This window comes from Bradyrhizobium nivariense, assembly GCF_029846695.2.
Classification (GTDB): Bacteria; Pseudomonadota; Alphaproteobacteria; order Rhizobiales; family Xanthobacteraceae; genus Bradyrhizobium.
This window is the reverse complement of the sequence record NZ_JARWCR020000021.1, coordinates 96313-110908: the sequence shown is the minus strand read 5'-3', so window position 1 is coordinate 110908 and position 14596 is coordinate 96313. Positions and strand designations below refer to the sequence as shown.

At 64.3% G+C, this 14596-nt stretch carries 19 protein-coding genes; 13 read left to right on the top strand and 6 right to left on the bottom strand.

The window, feature by feature from the left end; all coding sequences use genetic code 11:
• The first annotated feature begins 92 nt into the window (after positions 1-92).
• The 4 genes from QCM77_RS19390 to QCM77_RS19375 all read left to right on the top strand — a co-directional run bounded on the left by QCM77_RS19390 (position 93) and on the right by QCM77_RS19375 (position 2853).
• Positions 93-461 carry a YciI family protein gene (locus tag QCM77_RS19390; RefSeq protein ID WP_211394665.1) on the top strand — a complete coding sequence of 123 codons (369 nt, stop codon included), beginning with the start codon at positions 93-95 and terminating at the stop codon, positions 459-461.
• Positions 458-1759, top strand: coding sequence for an RNA polymerase sigma factor (locus tag QCM77_RS19385; protein WP_279666589.1), 1302 nt, complete (start codon positions 458-460; stop codon positions 1757-1759). Before QCM77_RS19390 ends, QCM77_RS19385 begins: the two co-directional genes overlap by 4 nt.
• 95 nt (positions 1760-1854) lie before the next feature.
• The gene (locus QCM77_RS19380) at positions 1855-2391 is read left to right on the top strand and encodes an SRPBCC family protein (protein ID WP_279684327.1); all 537 of its coding nucleotides are present in this window, start codon (positions 1855-1857) and stop codon (positions 2389-2391) included.
• A 48-nt stretch (positions 2392-2439) separates the two neighbouring features.
• Positions 2440-2853, top strand: a complete 414-nt coding sequence (locus QCM77_RS19375) for a VOC family protein (RefSeq protein ID WP_279684326.1) — start codon at positions 2440-2442, stop codon at positions 2851-2853.
• Between the two features lie 109 nt (positions 2854-2962).
• On the opposite strand, the gene QCM77_RS19370 is transcribed toward QCM77_RS19375, so the two are convergent.
• The 4 genes from QCM77_RS19370 to QCM77_RS19355 all read right to left on the bottom strand — a co-directional run bounded on the left by QCM77_RS19370 (position 2963) and on the right by QCM77_RS19355 (position 5703).
• Positions 2963-3316: a hypothetical protein gene (locus QCM77_RS19370; RefSeq protein ID WP_279666584.1), complete on the bottom strand. Its 354-nt coding sequence runs from the start codon at positions 3314-3316 to the stop codon at positions 2963-2965.
• Between the two features lie 427 nt (positions 3317-3743).
• Positions 3744-4079 (bottom strand): hypothetical protein, encoded by a 336-nt coding sequence (locus QCM77_RS19365; RefSeq protein ID WP_279684325.1) that lies wholly within the window; start codon positions 4077-4079, stop codon positions 3744-3746.
• 269 nt (positions 4080-4348) lie between these two features.
• Positions 4349-4786 (bottom strand): hypothetical protein, encoded by a 438-nt coding sequence (locus QCM77_RS19360; protein ID WP_279666581.1) that lies wholly within the window; start codon positions 4784-4786, stop codon positions 4349-4351.
• A 128-nt stretch (positions 4787-4914) separates the two neighbouring features.
• Positions 4915-5703 carry an SDR family NAD(P)-dependent oxidoreductase gene (locus QCM77_RS19355; RefSeq protein ID WP_279684324.1) on the bottom strand — a complete coding sequence of 263 codons (789 nt, stop codon included), beginning with the start codon at positions 5701-5703 and terminating at the stop codon, positions 4915-4917.
• Positions 5704-5976: 273 nt separating this feature from the next.
• On the opposite strand from QCM77_RS19355, the gene QCM77_RS19350 reads away from it, so the two are divergent.
• From QCM77_RS19350 to QCM77_RS19330, 5 genes are all read left to right on the top strand, one after another.
• The gene (locus tag QCM77_RS19350; protein ID WP_279666579.1) at positions 5977-6339 is read left to right on the top strand and encodes a nuclear transport factor 2 family protein; all 363 of its coding nucleotides are present in this window, start codon (positions 5977-5979) and stop codon (positions 6337-6339) included.
• A 163-nt stretch (positions 6340-6502) separates the two neighbouring features.
• Positions 6503-6907, top strand: a complete 405-nt coding sequence (locus QCM77_RS19345; protein ID WP_279666578.1) for a YciI family protein — start codon at positions 6503-6505, stop codon at positions 6905-6907.
• Positions 6908-6965: 58 nt separating this feature from the next.
• A complete protein-coding gene (locus QCM77_RS19340) occupies positions 6966-7328 on the top strand; it encodes a hypothetical protein (protein WP_279666577.1) in 363 nt (120 codons plus the stop codon).
• Positions 7329-7423: 95 nt separating this feature from the next.
• Positions 7424-8164: a TetR/AcrR family transcriptional regulator gene (locus tag QCM77_RS19335; RefSeq protein ID WP_279666576.1), complete on the top strand. Its 741-nt coding sequence runs from the start codon at positions 7424-7426 to the stop codon at positions 8162-8164.
• Positions 8165-8284: 120 nt separating this feature from the next.
• Entirely contained in the window at positions 8285-8776 is a 492-nt protein-coding gene (locus QCM77_RS19330) for a DUF2852 domain-containing protein (RefSeq protein WP_279666575.1), read from the top strand.
• 196 nt (positions 8777-8972) lie between these two features.
• Here the strand turns inward: QCM77_RS19330 and QCM77_RS19325 are convergent, their stop codons facing one another.
• Positions 8973-10136, bottom strand: a complete 1164-nt coding sequence (locus QCM77_RS19325) for an acyl-CoA desaturase (protein ID WP_279684323.1) — start codon at positions 10134-10136, stop codon at positions 8973-8975.
• A 324-nt stretch (positions 10137-10460) separates the two neighbouring features.
• On the opposite strand from QCM77_RS19325, the gene QCM77_RS19320 reads away from it, so the two are divergent.
• The gene (locus QCM77_RS19320; protein WP_279684341.1) at positions 10461-11228 is read left to right on the top strand and encodes a serine acetyltransferase domain-containing protein; all 768 of its coding nucleotides are present in this window, start codon (positions 10461-10463) and stop codon (positions 11226-11228) included.
• A 121-nt stretch (positions 11229-11349) separates the two neighbouring features.
• Here the strand turns inward: QCM77_RS19320 and QCM77_RS19315 are convergent, their stop codons facing one another.
• On the bottom strand, positions 11350-11868 hold the full coding sequence (locus QCM77_RS19315) for a DUF2231 domain-containing protein (RefSeq protein ID WP_279684322.1): 519 nt from the start codon (positions 11866-11868) through the stop codon (positions 11350-11352).
• Positions 11869-12395: 527 nt separating this feature from the next.
• Here QCM77_RS19315 and tolQ point away from each other — a divergent pair.
• Genes tolQ through tolA form a run of 3 tightly spaced genes read left to right on the top strand, consistent with a single transcriptional unit; the run spans position 12396 to position 14568 of the window.
• A complete protein-coding gene (gene tolQ, locus QCM77_RS19310) occupies positions 12396-13112 on the top strand; it encodes a protein TolQ (RefSeq protein ID WP_279684321.1) in 717 nt (238 codons plus the stop codon).
• 43 nt (positions 13113-13155) lie between these two features.
• Entirely contained in the window at positions 13156-13605 is a 450-nt protein-coding gene (gene tolR / locus QCM77_RS19305; RefSeq protein ID WP_028173005.1) for a protein TolR, read from the top strand.
• A 3-nt stretch (positions 13606-13608) separates the two neighbouring features.
• Positions 13609-14568, top strand: a complete 960-nt coding sequence (tolA, locus tag QCM77_RS19300; RefSeq protein WP_279684320.1) for a cell envelope integrity protein TolA — start codon at positions 13609-13611, stop codon at positions 14566-14568.
• Positions 14569-14596: the final 28 nt, after the last annotated feature.

The following is a 14596-nucleotide window of genomic DNA, read 5'->3' as shown; positions in this document are numbered from 1 at the left end:
CCGGATTTTTCTTGCAATTTTTTTCCGCGGCCATGTCGGGGCGTTGCATAGTGGATCGTCTTCAAAACAAGCGTTCAGAGAAGGTACTGCCCATGCTTTATGCGATCCTCTGCTATCACGACGAGGACTTCGTCGGCTCCTGGAGCAAGGACCAGGACGAGGCCGTGATGAAGAAGCTCGCCGTGGTGCAGGAAGATCTCGCGAAGCAGGGCAGGCTCGGCCCCGTGGCGCGGCTGCTGCCGACCACTGCGGCAGCGACGCTGCGCAAGGAAGACCCGCCTTTGGTGCTCGACGGCCCCTATGCCGAGACCAAGGAGCAGTTGCTCGGCTTCTACATCGTCGATTGCAAGAACCTCGACGAGGCGCTCGACGTTGCGCGCGACCTCGGATCGGCCAATCCCGGCGGCGCCTATGAGGTGCGTCCGGTCGGCGTGTTCAGGCCCGGAGGGAATCTGACGTGAGCGAGGCCGATACCGCCTGGATCGAGACCGCGCTGACCTCGGCGCGCCCCCAGGCGGTCGGCGCGCTCCTGCGCTATTTCCGCGATCTCGACACCGCCGAGGAGGCCTTCCAGAACGCCTGCCTGCGCGCGCTGAAGACCTGGCCGCAGAACGGGCCGCCGCGCGATCCCGCGGCCTGGCTGATCATGGTCGGGCGTAACGTCGCGATCGACGAAGTGCGCCGCACCCGCAAGCAGCAGCCGCTGCCGGAGGACGACCACGCGATCTCCGATCTCGACGACGCCGAGGGCGCGCTCGCCGAGCGGCTCGACGGCTCGCACTACCGCGACGATATTCTGCGGCTGATGTTCATCTGCTGCCATCCAGGGCTGCCGGCGACGCAGCAGATCGCGCTCGCGCTCCGCATCGTCTCCGGTCTCACCGTGAAGCAGATCGCGCGCGCCTTCCTGGTTTCGGATGCGGCGATGGAGCAGCGCATCACGCGCGCCAAGGCCAAGGTCGCCGAGGCCGGGACGCCGTTCGAAACGCCGGGCCCGGTCGAGCGCTCGGAGCGGCTCGCCGGTGTTGCCGCGATGATTTATCTGATCTTCAACGAGGGTTATTCGGCGAGCGGCGACGCCGCCGAAATCAGAAAGCCGCTGTGCGAGGAGGCAATCCGGCTCGCACGGCTGCTGTTGCGGTTGTTCCAGAGCGAGCCGGAGATCATGGGGCTCACGGCGCTCATCTTGTTGCAGCATGCGCGCACTGCCTCGCGCTTTGCCGCGGATGGCTCGCTGATCCTGCTGGACGACCAGGACCGTTCGCTGTGGAACGGCACCATGATCGCGGAAGGCCTCGCGCTGATCGACAAGGCGATGCGCCATCGCCGCAGCGGGCCCTACCAGATTCAGGCCGCGATCGCCGCGCTGCATGCCCGCGCGTCAGCGCCCGAGGAGACCGACTGGGCCCAGATCGACCTGCTCTATGGTGCGCTGGAGGTGGTGCAGCCCTCGCCGGTGGTGACGCTCAACCGCGCTGTCGCGGTTTCCAAGGTGCGCGGACCGCAAGCCGCGCTCGACCTGATCGAACCTCTGGCGCCGAAGCTTTCCAACTACTTCCATTTCTACGGCGTGCGCGGCGCCTTCCTCATGCAACTCGGCCGCAATGACGAAGCCCGCGTCGCCTTCGACCGCGCCATCGCCCTCGCCAACACGTCCGCAGAAGCCGCCCACATCCGCATGCATCTCGATCGCCTGATCCGGGACAGCCGGCCGAAGGGCGCCAATGGCGGCGCCAGGCAGGGCGCCAAGGTGAAGTAGGGAGGGCCTGCCTCGGGCGTACCAAAAATTTCTGCTTCGCCTTGTCGGCTCCGATCCCCTCCCTTCGTCCTAAGGCCGTATCCAGGGAGCCATTCATGCTGAAAGCCATTGCCGCCATCGCCATCCTGCTCGCGGTCGGAATCGTGGGCGTCCTCGTCTTCGCCCTGACGAAGCCCGACACATTCCGCGTCGAACGCAGCCTCGCCGTGAAGGCGCCGGCCAATGCAATCTATCCCTTGGTCGCCGATTTCCATCGCTGGACTGTCTGGTCACCCTACGAGGGCCGCGATCCGGCCATGAAGCGCAGCTTCGGCGGAACTGCGGTAGGAAGGGGCGCGACCTATGCCTGGGACGGCAACAACGATGTCGGCGCCGGCCATATGGAGATTCTCGAGGCAAATGCGTCGTCAAAACTCCGCATCAAGCTCGATTTCGAGCGTCCCTTCGAAGGCCACAACACTGCCGAGTTCACCTTTGTGCCGCAAGGCGATGCCACACTGGTCACATGGGCGATGTCCGGGCCGGCCCCGTTCCTGTCCAAGGTCATGCAGGTGTTCATCAACATGGACAGCATGATCGGCAAGGATTTCGAGGCCGGCCTCGCCAGCCTGAAGAAGCTCACGGAGAAATAACGGCGCCCTCGCCCAGGGAACGGTCAAGTCAACGAAGAGGAGTGAAACATGCTCAATGCCTATCTGTTCTATCAGGACACCTGCGAAGCGGCGTTCAACTATTACGCCAAGGTTCTCGGCGGCAAGATCGACACCATGATGCGTTCATCGGACGCACCGGCGGACATGGCCGCCGCGCCCGGCCGGGAGAAGACGATCATGCATGCGCGGATGTCGCTGCCCGACGGCAGCGTGTTGATGGCCTCCGACGCACCGGGCGAGCATTTTCACAAGCCGCAGGGCTTTTCGATTTCGTTCACGGTCGCGGACCCCGCGGAGGGCGAGCGCAAGTTCAACGCGCTCGCCGACGGCGGCAGCGTTACCATGCCCTTCGGCAAGACGTTCTGGGCCAAGGGCTTTGGCATGTGCGTCGACAAGTTCGGCATTCCCTGGATGGTGAACTGCCCGGCCGAGGGAATGTGACAGGCGCGATCGCCTGACGCGCCAGCCGGCGATCCCCTCTCCCCGCCGATGCGGGAGAGGGGACACGCATAAGGGCGTCACGTCATAGGCCGATCGGCTGCCTGCCCTCTCAGCGGATCGATCCGGTCACGTCGCTGCTCGGTGGTTGGGACGACGGAACGCAGCGCGGGCAGATCACCAGCCTCGTGCCGAGCTGCCGGTCATTCTCCGCTTCGATTTCGTCATGGACGGCCCACCATGCTGCGGAGTACGGGCGCAACGTGCCGAGCACTCTTTCCCGCTCCTGGTTCGGATCACTCGCCGCGGGAGCTTGGTTCGCCACACGACGCTTCATGATAGAGGGACGGTTCGGATCCTGACCGAGGCCGTCCCATGCGATCGGACGGCGTTCCTGCGCAGGCGCGACTGCGCATCCCATGAGCGTTGCGCAAAAAGTGAGCAAGACAAAGCCGTGGCGCATCATGCCGAACCCTCGGTGTCGTACGCGACGCGCAGGCTCCGCCTGCGGAAGCCTGCATCACGCCGCTCAAATGGAACCTAAGGGAAACACGTGGCCGGCATCGCCGAATATGGATTCTTGCTCTCGCATCACATTGCGAGAGCAGTGAGGCCGCTTCGTGAAATGATGCGGACCGCATCGCACAACAACTGGCGCAATATTAGGCTGTGAACTCCGTGACAGAATCGCTAACTATTCCTTCATAAATTCTACAAACTGGGACGGGGCGGACTTGGAAGGGGAGCGACCGATGGCGGCGGCGCTACAGATCAACTTTGCACTTTGGGGTATGCTCATCTGCGCGAGCATGGAATTGACCCAGATGATCCAGAGGTTTTTTTAGGCCTCGCGAAGCGCGTGACCGGCGCAATTTTGCCCGCGCGCCTGTTTGCTAGTTCACGAGCAACGCGATGAGCGTGAAGCTGACGCTCGCGATCACGATCATCGAGACGATGTAGTTGCGCGGCCCTGCGGTGCGTGCCGGCGGTCTTCGCCGTCGCGGCGGCTCGTTTACCTGCCGGCTGGGCTCCGTCGGCGCACCCGCAGCCTCCGCGCCCGCGTACTTCACATAAAGCTCGAGCAGCCGCAGCTCGGACGGCAGGTCCATCAGGCCCTCGCACTCGCGCCGCGACAGCAGCTCGAATTCGACGGTCTCTTCGGAGCTCAGTGGGCCAAGGACGATGCGTCCCCGGTCCGACAAGCGGTAGCGAAAATCGATGGGCTGCACAGCCTGCCACCCGTTTGAAAATGAGTAATCCTGAAAAAGCGGAACCATCCTAGTCTGTGACCACCGCTGAGAATATGACGGCGCCGCGGCCTCAGTCTGGCCGGCACCATCATAGACGGTCGGGAGAAGCCGGAAACCGCGTAAATTGGGCAGGCATTGCGAAGCGCTTGAGCGGATTTCGTGTCCGGCCAGTCGGAATTTTGCAAAATTGCCTAATCGCCGGACAGCGACGGATCAACTTGCTCACAACGCTGTCGATCGCCAAAGCCTCACCGGCAGCGTGGGTAGATCGCCGCGAGATCGCGCCCCTTCAGCAACAGCAGCCGCGACGTGAGGCCACCGTGGCGGCTAATCCAGTCGTGCACCGGGCCGGGATAGGCTTGGAGCACCGCTTCAGATGCTTCCGGCTCGGCTGAGAAGCGCCCGCGCCGGTCGACCGAGCGCGCCCCATGGAAGCCGAGCACGGCACGTCTGGTGACGCAGATGCGCTCGCCCGGCACGATGCTCAGCACCAGCGTGCAGGCGGACAGGCAGGGACCGTCGATCACCACGCGCTCGCCGCTCTCGCGCACCTTCTCGAACAAATCGAGGAATGGTCCGACCTGTCCGCCCGGCGACTGGATGATGCGGATTTCGGCCGCGGCGGGTGCGGACGCGAGCAGGCTTGCGGCGAGCATCAAGGTTTGGACGAAAGCAAGGCGTTGCATGGTGCTTTCTCCGTACGGTTGACATCGTAAGGCGGGTCAAGCGTAGCCTGCCCGCCATGGCGCGCCGCGAGTCGGGGACGATGGTGGGCACGGCGCTTGCGCCTTTGCCCGCCCTACAAATTTCGTTCCTACCCGTTCCGCCGTTCGCCGCGCAGCGTCGGCAGGCCGATGCCCGCCGCATCGAAGCCGCCATCGACGGCCAAAATTTGGCCGGTGATGTAGCTCGATCGTTCCGAGCACAGGAAGTAGACCGCCTCGGCGAGTTCCTCTTCCAGGCCGTAGCGGTTGAGCGGGATGGCGTCGTGATAGTCGGCGCGGATCTCCCTGGTATGCACCAGCTTCGCCATCGCGGTGTCGACCGGCCCCGGCGCGACGGCGTTGACACGAATGTCGAGCGAGGCGAGCTCGACCGCGAGTTGCTTGGTGAGATGCGCGAGGCCCGCCTTGCTGGTGCCGTAGGCCGAGCGCAGCGTCGAGGCGCGCACCGCCGAGATCGAGGTGATGTTGACGATGGCGCCGCCATTGCCGTCGCGCATCAGCGGCACCGCCGCCTTGGTGCAGAGGAACGGGCCGGTGAGGTTGACCTCGAGCACGCGCCGCCAATCGGCCTCCGACGTCTCCATCAGCGGCGCGAACACGGCAATGCCGGCATTGTTGACGAGCGCGTCGAGCCGGCCGAACCGCCGCTCGACCGTCGTCATCGCGGCGGCAACCGCGGCCGCGTCCGAGACATCGCAGGTCAGCGCCAGCGTCGCCTCGTCCCGGCCGATCTCGGCGACCGCGCGGCCGAGCAGCTCGCCCTCGATGTCGAGCAGCGCCACGCGCCAGCCCTCGGCAAGAAATTTCTTCGCCGTCGCAAGGCCGATGCCGCGCGCGGCTCCAGTGACCAGGGCGACTTTTTGCGGGGCTTGCGGCATTGGCGGCAGCGTCCTTCTGTCGAAAACGTGAGCCGCACGGGCGGCCAACGTCTTCTACTTCGCTTTCGTTCCGACAAGAAGAGCGACCGACAGTCCATTTCCGTCCCCCTGAGGCGCTCGATCTGCGGCGCAAAGCGACACGGCGCGCGAATGGGCCGTATTTGTACGCGTCCCCCAGCGCATTTATTTTTTCGCGTGGTTGCTGTCGCGCGCGATGTCGGCGCGGCCGCGCGTCAATCGTCTTCAAGACGATGCTGACTATGGAACCGTTCGATGACTGACCGCGAGCACCTGATTCGAGACCTTTTCGCAGCCTATCTCGGCAACGATCGGCAATTGGTCGCCGACGCATTGGCCGACGACTTCCGCTTCACCAGCCCGTTCGACGACGACCTCGACAAGGCGGCCTATTTCGAACGCTGCTGGAAGGACACCGGCTGGATCGCGCGGCACGACATCGAGCGGATTTTCGTCCGGGGCGACGAGGCCTTCGTCACCTATCTCTGCGTGGCGACAGATGGCAGGAGCTTTCGCAACACGGAGTTCTTCACCTTCGCCGGCGGCAAGGTTCGCCGCATCGAGGTCTATTTCGGCGCAACCTGGCAGGACGGGCGTTTCCTGCCGCAGCCACGCTAGAGGCCAGCGCAATCACCTCCAGAATAATTGTCGACGTCCTGTCGGTTCCGTCAGGGTTCGTTCGTCTTGAAGGTGAGGGGGGCGGACCGGGCCGTCGCTCCCCGTCCTTCCGGAGTGGCGTCTCGCCGCGCGACCCGGATGACAAAGCAAGCAAGGAATGCTCATGCGATTCATGATGCTGATGATCCCGCTCGGCTACGAGACCGCGCCGCCCGACGTTCAACTCGATCCCGAGCGGGTCGCGGCGATGATGCGCTACAACGAGGCGCTGAAGGATGCGGGCGTGCTGATCACGCTCGACGGCCTGCATCCGCCGTCGATCGGCGCGCGCGTCTCGTTTGCGACCGGCGAGCCCGTCGTGACCGATGGTCCCTTCGCCGAGGCCAAGGAGGTCCTGGGCGGTTACTGGATGATCGAGGTCGCCTCGCGAGCCGAGGCGATCGCCTGGGCCAAGCGGTGTCCGGCCTCGCCGAACGAAATTATCGAGATCCGTCAGGTGCAGGAGATGAGCGACTTTCCGCCTGACGTGCAGGAGGCGGCCGCCGGTTTCGGCGATCTGAAGAAGTAACCGCAGCGGTCGCGACAAAATCGCGGCGTCGTCAACCGATCAACAAGGGAGAGAACCGATGAGCACTGACACCTATCTCGCCGTTTTCCTCGGCAGCAAGACCAGCTCCAAATGGGCCGCATGGAATGCGATGTCCGAGGCCGAGCGCAAGGCGAAGGAACAGGAGGGCATGGCGGGCTGGAAGGGCTGGGTCGAAAAGCACCAAAGCGCGATCCAGGCCATGGGCGGCCCGCTCGGCAAGACCAAGAAAGTCGACGGCAAGGGCATCGGCGACATCGCCAACGAGATGGGCGCCTTCACCGTGGTGCGCGCAGCGTCCCATGAAGCCGCGGCGAAGATGTTCGAGAACCACCCGCACTTCACGATCTTCCCCGGCGAACGCGTCGAGATCATGCCGGTGCTGCCGATCCCGGGCGGCTAGGACTTCGGCCGCCGCCCTGGACCGGGAAGAATACGGTCGATCAACCCGGCCGCCGCTAGTGACCTTCACGCCCAGCTCATGTAAAGCTCGTTCACATGAGCTGGCGCAAGGAGACGCGCCGCGCCGAGCGCGGCTATCACCACGGCAATCTGAAGGAAGCCCTGTTGCAGGCCGCCCTCGGGTTGATCGCCGAGAAGGGCGCCGCCGGCTTCACCTTCGCCGATGCAGCGCGCATGGCCGGCGTCAGTGCGGCGGCACCGTACCGGCATTTTCGCGACCGTGACGAACTGCTGTCCTCGATCGCGCAGCGCGGCTTCGAGCAGTTCGAGGCCCGCCTGACCGCGGCCTGGGACGACGGACGGCCCGATACCGTCACGGCGTTCGAGCGTGTCGGCAAGGCCTATCTCGCCTTCGCCCGCGAGGAGCCCGCGTTCTACAACGCGATGTTCGAATCGGGCGTGCCGGTGGATGCCAATCCGGCGCTCCAGGCCGCCAGCGAGCGCGCTTTCAACATCATTCGCGCCGCGGCCGAGCGGCTTGCCGCGCTCGCGCCGCCTGGCACGCCGCGGCCGCCGGCGATGATGATGGCGCTGCACATCTGGTCGATGGCGCATGGCGTGGCCTCGCTGTTCTCCCGCGGCGACGCCGCGCGTCGAAAGCTGCCGATGTCACCGGACGAGCTGCTCGAAGCCGAGGTGCTGATCTATCTGCGCGGTCTCGGCTTCCCGACCGATCGCCGCCCTCCGGCGAAAAGCGCCGAGCCGCCGCCGGTGCCGCCGGAGGCATCCTCCGGTTCCGGCCTGCCGCCCGGTGGTCCCTGGGGCAAGCCGAAATAAAATTGCGCAAATAATTCGCCCGCCCTGTTGGGTGGCTAGCTTGACAAAATCCCGGGATGGTCTAGCTATGTAAATGTTATTTACATTCACAACGGCACTGATGCCGTCATGGAGAGGGAAATGGCCTACACCGCTGATGTCAATCGATGGCGCGGCCCTTCGGACCAACAGCAACAGTACGAGCGTCCCCGCATGCTCGAGACGCCCTGGCATCCCGGCTGGATCGCCGTGACCATTCTCGGCTTCATCATCTGGTGGCCGATCGGACTTGCCCTTCTCTTTTTCACACTCGGGAGCAGAAGAATGTCGTGCTGGAGCAACCAGGATCGCTGGCAGAACAAGATGGAGCGGATGCAGTACAAGATGGACCGTATGCGCGGCCGTATGGAGCGCCGCGGTTTCGGTTTCGGCTTCGGCCCGCCCACGAGCGGCAACCGCGCCTTCGACGAGTACCGCACCGAGACGCTGCAGCGGCTTGAGGAGGAGCAGGTCGAGTTCAAGAACTTCCTCGACCGTCTGCGTCACGCCAAGGACAAGGAAGAGTTCGACCAGTTCATGGCGCAGCACAAGACGCGCCCGACCCCGCCGCCGACCGACCAGCAGCAAGGCTGATCTCGGGCAAGGTTGATCTTGACCCGACGCCTCTCAAAGCCTTCAGGCGCATGCCCCCAAAGTCCTGATGGCCCCGAGCCGCCCGCCTGCGCAACCCGCAGGCGGGCGGTTTGGTTTTTGGAAATGCGTGGCTGGCAGCAGCGACGTCTGGATTGCCGAGACTTGGTCCGGAGAGTCTTGGTCTGGAAAGTCTTGGTCAGCGCGCCGTGGCGAGTTGCGCGCGAACCGACTCCAGGAAGTGTTCGTAGGCGTAGTCCACGATCTCGTTGAGCGATCGCGTTCGCGCGAACATTGCCCTGGCCTCGGCGAGAAACTCGTCGCGGGTCGGAATCTTCGGCAAATGCAGATGCGTCAGCGCATCGACGCCTTCATGCGCGCGATTCAGGATGTCGTGCAGCGTTGGCAGTTGCAGCTGGGCCAAATCGGATCGGCGTAGCGCCGACGAGATCGCATGCGCCAGGGTCTGTGCGTCGAACCGTCCGGCAAGCTCGCGGGCCGCCCGATGGATGACCCGCGCGCCGAGCTGCTGTTCGTTGCGCAGCACCTGTTCGGGCGGCGTCTTCATGTTCCAGACCACGCTGAACCACGACAGCGTCTTCAGGATGTAATAAGTCACGTCGATTTCCCACCAGCGAAAGCCTTGTCGCACGCTGCTTTGGTAGGCGTGGTGATTGTTGTGCCAGCCCTCACCGAGGGTGAACAGCGCCAGCAGCCAGTTGTTGCGGGAATCATCGCCGGTCACGTAGCGCTTGCGTCCATGCACATGGGCGAGGGAGTTGATGCAGAAGGTCGCGTGATAGACCAGCACGGTGCTCCACAGGAAGCCGACGATGAGGCCGGACCATCCGGCAACCAGGAAGCAGAGCGCAGCCAGCGTAACGGCCGGCAGGAGTTCCAGCCGATGCAGCCACATCAGCTCAGGATAGGCGGCGAAATCGCCGACTTTCACGAGGTCGGTCCCATCGTGCTGCCGGTCAAAAATCCAGCCGAGATGACTGTAGAGGAAGCCTCGGTGACGCGGTGAATGCACATCGTTTTCGGTATCGGAATGCAGATGATGGTGTCGATGCTTGGCCGCCCACCACAAAACGCTTTTCTGCGCGGTGCTTTGCGCGAGGCAGGCCAGGATGAACTGAAACACCCGGCCGGTCGCAAAAGCCCGGTGGGAGAAATAGCGGTGATAGCCTGCCCCGATTGCAAACATGCGCACGCCATACAGTGAGGCGCAGATCGCGAGGGCCTGCCAGGTAACGCCTGACCAGATGGCCGCAAAGCAGCCGAGATGGACCAGCAGGAACGGCAGGGCGGACGGATACATGATGTCGTCGTGTCGATCGTCGGCGGGGGCGTTGGGCGACATGTATTGGCGTGACCTTGGATGACGGGGATTCGGGATTCGCTTCGGCAGCACTGCGGGCCGCTGTGTACGAAAAACCCGCGGATGGCTGACCACCGCGGGGGCCTTGAACGAGATGCTTTGCCTGGACAACCCTGGCCCAAGGCGGCAGTACGCGGCGAGGCCAACTGAGGCCATAGCTTCGGCCGGGAACTCGACTGGCTATATATGATCGCGGCTTGCCTGCCATGCAAGCTCGTAGCCTCACGGGGGAGCGTGGCGCGAGGACTGCCGATGGCCTATATCCGACAGTGAGAAGGAAGCGTCAAAACACCGCAGGCGGCAATGATGGCGGAAGTTGCGATCATGGCGAGCGAGAGCCTCTGGCAGGGGATCCGCCGCGAGGCGCAGCGCGCAGCGGCGGCCGATCCCCTATTCGGCAAGGCTCTTGTCGGCCCCATCCTCGCCCACGACGATTTTACCGCCGCCTTGGCCGACCTGATCGGGCGCCGGCTTGGCGGCCGCGCGGCCGAACGCGAGCGCTTCACGACATTTTCCCGCGACGCCTTTCGCGGTCAGCCGGATCTGGTCGAGGCGGCCGGCCGCGACTTGCAGGCCATCGTGCGCAGCGATCCCGCCATCGCCGGCTTGCTGCCGCCGCTGCTGCATTTCAAGGGCTACGTCGCGCTGCAAGCCTGGCGCGTCTCGAACTGGCTGTGGCATCATGACCATCGCGACGCGGCGCTGCTGTTTCAGAACGAGGCGTCGAACGTCCTGCAGGTCAGCATTCATCCGGCGGCGAGCGTCGGATCCTCGGTATATCTCGACCACGCCACCGGCATCGTGATCGGTGCCAATGCGGTGATCGGCGACGAGGCCACCATCCTTCAGAACGTCAGCATCGGCCGCAGCAGCGAACTGCCGACACGTTCGCCTCGCATCGGTCGCGGCGTGTTCATCGGCTCCGATGCGACAATTCTCGGCGACGTCAGGATCGGCGATTTTGCAAAGATCGGAGCCGGCACGGTCGTGACCAGTGACGTGCCCGGCGGCTGCACCGCAATCGGCAATCCGGCGCGGCTGACCAATTGCCCTGAACCTGCCTCCGCAGCCTGAAGGCGGTCGGCGTGGCCCATGCGGCGGGCGGCTGGCTCTACACGCTCAGCCTGCGCCAGCGGGTTCGAACCGTAGAGCACGCATCCTCGGCGAGGTCGATCTCCGGCGACGCGTCGTTCGCTCAGGCGGCGCGGCGGTGGCTCTCGCCGCCATGATGCGGGGTGACCGGCTCCGAGCTGGTCTGGCCCGGCGCGTCCAGCACCGCGACGTGATGCCGGTAGACCATCTCCCAGCCCTTCCATCCCGTGAACAGGAGGATGCCGACCACGATCAGAGAAAGCGCCACGCCCCACGGCTTGACCGCGGCCTCCGCGCCTTGCGCGTAGCGGAGGCAGAAATTGATCACGGCCAGCACGACCACCGCGAGATTGCCGATCATGTGATACCAGGCATCGTTGAGGCGGCGGATACGAGGCTCGCTGAAGAAATCCGTAACGCCGGCCGCCGCAGCAACGAGTGCCATGACGATCCCGGCGCCGAGCAGCCAGATCGCGGCCCTGGCCCAGAAGCCGTCGCCGGTTCCGATGAAGGCGAGATCGGCGATGGGCGCGGCGACCAGGAAGGCAACGGGGAACGGGATGATCATGGGGTGGAGCGGATGGTCGCCGATGGCGGCGGTCGTCTTTGGGTTGATGCTCATGGCCAAACCTCGCGAGAAGGTGATTTTCGGGACAATTTTCTGGATGGGGGGCGGTTCCTCGGCCGGCACATCGGTAGCGCGGAACTCTGGTGCCCCCGACGCAGCGCAGCGTCCCTTCGACGATGCGCTGCAGAGCCGTGGCCATTTCACCGCTGGGACGTTGCGGTGCGTCCGGGACACGGATCCGCCCGCCGCGCCACCCATCCCCCTGCGCTACCTCTCTTTCCAGCAGCCAAATTCGCCTGCGGTAACCCAGCATTAACCATCGCCGGGCTCTGGTAATTGCGGACAATCGCGCCCAAAGCCCGACGTCAAGGCCGTGGTCAGGACCTTGGGCCGAGGCCCATAGTTTTGACATCTTGGCAGGGAATGCAGGCGGCCGGCTTTGGATGAGCCCTGCACCCCAGAAAGACAATGGCTTTGAGCGGTCTTGCCGGCCGCGCCGGTTCTAGCGCGGCTATTGGGGAACCGGCGGCCATTTGCTGGCCGGGACATGAGGTAACGATCGCCTTGAGAGGATACTGCTTATGAATCCGGCCGACGTGGCTCAGTCAGCCCTTCCGGTTGCCGCTTCCGCCGACGTGTCGCTGATCGCGCTGTTCTGGCAGGCTCACTGGATCGTGAAAGGGGTCATGCTGGGACTTCTGTCCTGCTCGGTCTGGGTCTGGGCAATCGCCATCGACAAGATATTCCTGTTTGCCCGCACGCGGCGCTCGATGGACCGTTTCGAGCAGGCCTTCTGGTCCGGCGAGTCGATCGAGGACCTCTATCGCACGCTCTCCGCCAAGCCGACGCATTCCATGGCGGCCTGTTTCGTCGCGGCGATGCGCGAGTGGAAGCGTTCATTCGAGAGCCAGGCGCGCTCGGTCGCGGGCCTTCAGATACGCATCGACAAGGTCATGAACGTCTCGATCTCGCGCGAGATCGAGCGGTTGGAGCGCCGGCTGCTGGTGCTCGCGACCGTCGGCTCCGCCGGCCCCTTCGTCGGCCTGTTCGGCACGGTCTGGGGCATCATGTCGAGCTTCCAGTCGATCGCGGCGTCGAAAAATACCTCCCTGGCGGTGGTGGCTCCTGGTATCGCGGAGGCGCTGTTTGCGACCGCTGTCGGCCTTATCGCCGCCATTCCTGCCACTATTTTCTACAATAAGTTCACTTCCGAGGTGAACCGGCAGGCCCAGCGGCTCGAGGGCTTCGCCGATGAATTTTCAGCCATCCTGTCGCGCCAGATCGACGAGCGGGGCTGATAGACGGCATGTATAGTGTGAAGGGCAATTTGGGCACCAGACCATGGGCATGAACGTCGCGAGTTCGTCCGGAGGCGGCGGCCGTCGCAGCCGGCGCAAGCCGGTCATGGCCGAGATCAACGTCACGCCGATGGTCGACGTGATGCTGGTGCTGCTCATCATCTTCATGGTGTCGGCGCCGCTGCTCACCGTCGGCGTGCCGCTCGACCTGCCGCAGACCCAGGCCAAGAGCCTCGAGCAGAACGACCAGAAGCCGATCCAGATGTCGGTCGACATCAAGGGCAAGGTGTTCATCAACGACGCGGAGATCGCGATCAACGAGCTGGTGCCGAAGCTGAAGGCGATCACGGACGCGCGCGGCGGGCTGGAGGAGCGCATCTATCTGCGCGCCGACAAGAAAGCTGATTACGGCACGGTGGCCAGGGTCATGGGCCTGTTGTCCGGTGCAGGCTTCAAGAAGCTGGCCCTCGTCACGGAAGCGGATCAGGGGTAGGCCGTGAAGGTGAAGGTCGACAAGACACTCGTTGCGTCGATTGCCCTCCATGTCCTCGTGCTTGGATGGGGGCTGGTCACCTTTAGCAGCAGGGCCTTCGTCGCGCCGGAGGAGTCGCTTCCGATCGACATCATCTCCACCGACCAGCTCGCGCAGATGACCAACGGGCAGAAGACCGGCGACAAGAAAGAGCCGAAGCCCAAGGTCGAGAAGATCGCCGAGGCCAAGCCCGAGGAAGACGCCGTCGGCAAGGTCACCGAGAAGAAAGAGCTGATCAAGACCAGCTCGACGCCCGAGCCGCCGCCGAAACCCGTTGAGAAGCCGGTCGAGAAGAAGCCCGAGCCGCCCAAGCCCGTGGCCGAGGCCAAGCCCAAGGAAGAACCGAAGCCGCAGGAAAAGAAGCCTGATCCGGCCAAGGAAGATCCGATCGCCGAGCTCCAGAAAAAGCTGGAGACCAAGAAGCCGCCGCCCAAGCCCGTGGAGCAGAAGGTCGCGGCGGTGCAGCCGCAGCAGCAGCCGAAGCCCAAGGAGCGCTCGTTCGATCCCGCGCAGATCCAGCGCGACCTCGACAAGCGCGCCGCGACCCGGCACGAACTCGCCGGCTCGACGCTGAATGCTTCGGCCTCGCTGGGATCGACGACCGGGACTGCCGCCAACAACGTTGCGACCTGGCGAGGTGCGTTCCAGGGCGCGGTGAAGCGCTGCTTCACGCCGACCTATAACGGGCAGGATGCAGATCAGTACGAAGCCGACATCGACATTCCCATGAAGATCGATGGATCGCTCGCATCCGAGCCCATCGTCGTCGCGGTAAGGGGACCGTCGCGGTCAATCGCCCAGGCGGTGGCCGAGAGCGCCAAGCGCGCCATCGTGCAGTGTCAGGTCTATTCGTTCATGCCGAAGCCACAGTACGAGAGCTGGAAGCTCATTCCGATGACTTTCGGCCTGAAAGATATGTTGTGACATCCGAACAAAAGAATTTTGCGATGAA

Coding starts and splice junctions, on each gene's coding strand:
- tolR (WP_028173005.1), top strand. CDS start 13,156: ATGGGCATGAACGTCGCGAGTTCGTCCGGAGGCGGCGGCCGTCGCAGC.
- QCM77_RS19360 (WP_279666581.1), bottom strand. CDS start 4,786: ATGCAACGCCTTGCTTTCGTCCAAACCTTGATGCTCGCCGCAAGCCTG.
- QCM77_RS19330 (WP_279666575.1), top strand. CDS start 8,285: ATGGCCTACACCGCTGATGTCAATCGATGGCGCGGCCCTTCGGACCAA.
- QCM77_RS19370 (WP_279666584.1), bottom strand. CDS start 3,316: ATGATGCGCCACGGCTTTGTCTTGCTCACTTTTTGCGCAACGCTCATG.
- QCM77_RS19390 (WP_211394665.1), top strand. CDS start 93: ATGCTTTATGCGATCCTCTGCTATCACGACGAGGACTTCGTCGGCTCC.
- QCM77_RS19345 (WP_279666578.1), top strand. CDS start 6,503: ATGCGATTCATGATGCTGATGATCCCGCTCGGCTACGAGACCGCGCCG.
- QCM77_RS19355 (WP_279684324.1), bottom strand. CDS start 5,703: ATGCCGCAAGCCCCGCAAAAAGTCGCCCTGGTCACTGGAGCCGCGCGC.
- tolQ (WP_279684321.1), top strand. CDS start 12,396: ATGAATCCGGCCGACGTGGCTCAGTCAGCCCTTCCGGTTGCCGCTTCC.
- QCM77_RS19335 (WP_279666576.1), top strand. CDS start 7,424: ATGAGCTGGCGCAAGGAGACGCGCCGCGCCGAGCGCGGCTATCACCAC.
- QCM77_RS19315 (WP_279684322.1), bottom strand. CDS start 11,868: ATGAGCATCAACCCAAAGACGACCGCCGCCATCGGCGACCATCCGCTC.
- QCM77_RS19325 (WP_279684323.1), bottom strand. CDS start 10,136: ATGTCGCCCAACGCCCCCGCCGACGATCGACACGACGACATCATGTAT.
- QCM77_RS19340 (WP_279666577.1), top strand. CDS start 6,966: ATGAGCACTGACACCTATCTCGCCGTTTTCCTCGGCAGCAAGACCAGC.
- QCM77_RS19350 (WP_279666579.1), top strand. CDS start 5,977: ATGACTGACCGCGAGCACCTGATTCGAGACCTTTTCGCAGCCTATCTC.
- QCM77_RS19320 (WP_279684341.1), top strand. CDS start 10,461: ATGGCGGAAGTTGCGATCATGGCGAGCGAGAGCCTCTGGCAGGGGATC.
- QCM77_RS19380 (WP_279684327.1), top strand. CDS start 1,855: ATGCTGAAAGCCATTGCCGCCATCGCCATCCTGCTCGCGGTCGGAATC.
- QCM77_RS19375 (WP_279684326.1), top strand. CDS start 2,440: ATGCTCAATGCCTATCTGTTCTATCAGGACACCTGCGAAGCGGCGTTC.